Source organism: Planctomycetota bacterium, from assembly GCA_026387035.1.
Taxonomy (GTDB): domain Bacteria; phylum Planctomycetota; class Phycisphaerae; order FEN-1346; family FEN-1346; genus JAPLMM01.
Genome location: JAPLMM010000274.1, coordinates 1 through 1,647, shown reverse-complemented (window position 1 = coordinate 1,647; position 1,647 = coordinate 1). Strand labels below are relative to the sequence as shown.

Here is a 1,647-nt window from a genome sequence, read left to right as displayed (position 1 = left end):
ACGTAGGCGCGGCGCATCGCCAGGATGCCCAACTTCCTCTTCATCCGCTCCAGGTCGTCCTCCGAGAGTTCAAAGCCGACGTCGCGGACGTGCGTCTCGATGCCGCGCGACGGGTCGATCAGGGTGATGTTCTCGCGCGTGGGCCCGTGGCCCTCGAAGACTTCGACATGGACGCCCGTCTTGGCGAAACTGCGGGCGAACCGATGCCGGTCGCCCTCGCCGACGAACCCCGTGAGGATGCACGGCGTGCCGAGCGTCCCAAGGAACCGGGCGACGTTGACGGCTTTGCCGGCTGGCTGGATGGAGACGAGCCGGCCTCGCACGTGGCCGCCCACCTCCAGGTCGGGCACCTCGAGGGTGCGGTCGATGGCGGTGTTCAGCGACACGGCGATGATGGGCGGAAGTTCTTTGGGCATGGCTAGGCCGCCGGGCCGGCGTCGAACTCGTCGCCGCGGAACGTCGCGCCGAGGTAGACTCGCTTGACCTCCGGGTCGTTGACGAGTTCCTGGCTCGTGCCGTGGCGGAAGACCCGGCCTTCGTTGACGATGTAGGCGCGGTCCACGATGGAAAGCGTCGCGTGGACGTTGTGGTCCGTCAAGAGGACGCCGATGCCCCGGCTCTTGAGGTTTTTGATGAAGCCCTGGATGTCGAAGATGGCGATGGGGTCGACGCCGGTGAACGGTTCGTCCAGGCGGCTGAGGCTGGGCCGGGTGACCAGGGCGCGGGCGCGTTCGAGCCGCCGACGCGCGCCGCCCGACAGTGTCCGGGCGTGCTGGCGCGCCAGGTGCGACAGGCCGAAGTCCCGCAAGAGTTCGGCGGCGATGGCCTCTCGCTCCGTCCGCGCCAGGTGCATCATCTCGAGGATCGCCAGGAGATTCTCCTCGACGCTGAGGCGTTGGAAGATGCTCGGCTCCTGCGAGAGGTACCCCATGCCTCGGCGGGCGCGCTGATACATGGGGAAGCGGCTGACGTCTTCGCTCTCGAAGATGACGCGTCCGGCCTCGGGGGGGATCATGCCGACCGTCATCTTGAAACTCGTGGTCTTGCCGGCGCCGTTCTTGCCCAAGAGGCCGACGATCTCCGCCTCGTTCACGCTGAATGAGACGTCGTCGACGACCTTCCGGCCTCCGTAAACCTTCACGAGGCCCGTCACGTTCAGAAGTTCCAAGAATGCCCTCCGCCTATTGAACCGCGGACCCACGATACACGCCCACCGGGGGCGTTGCAAGCCTCTGCCCAGGGCCTGCCGCGCTCTTCTTCAACCGCAAAGGGCGCAAAGAACGCCAAGAAAGGCAGGACTGGGGAACGGCACTACTGCATGTGTCGGATGCCTTCTGCTGTCCTTCGTTTTGCGTTCCCCAATTGCGTTTTTCTTTGCGTTCTTTGCGCCCTTTGCGGTTAAGCAGCGTCTCAGTGGACGAAGCGCCAGCCGGTCGGGTCCGGCATCAGGGGGACCGCCAGAGGCGTCCGCCGACCCGCCGACGGCCAATACACGAAGAAGGCCTTGCCCACCAGGTTGCGGTGGGGGACGACCGGCCGAGCGATCGTCCACAATCGGCAATCGGAGGAGTTGGGGCTGTTGTCGCCGAGGACGAAGAACTCGTCGGGCAGCAGGCCGAGGGGATGGCCTTCGGTGGCGTTGCCCGG

3 protein-coding genes are annotated in these 1,647 nt (G+C 66.1%); all 3 read right to left on the bottom strand.

The features are described from left to right. The coding region (locus tag NTX40_10665) for a PfkB family carbohydrate kinase (protein MCX5649536.1) at positions 1-416 on the bottom strand (416 nt) is incomplete at its 3' end. Positions 417-418: 2 nt separating this feature from the next. Further along, complete coding sequence (gene lptB, locus NTX40_10660) at positions 419-1,168, bottom strand: LPS export ABC transporter ATP-binding protein (GenBank protein ID MCX5649535.1); 750 nt, start codon at positions 1,166-1,168, stop codon at positions 419-421. A 242-nt stretch (positions 1,169-1,410) separates the two neighbouring features. Further along, a partial coding sequence (locus tag NTX40_10655; protein MCX5649534.1) for a S26 family signal peptidase occupies positions 1,411-1,647 on the bottom strand: 237 nt, incomplete at its 5' end.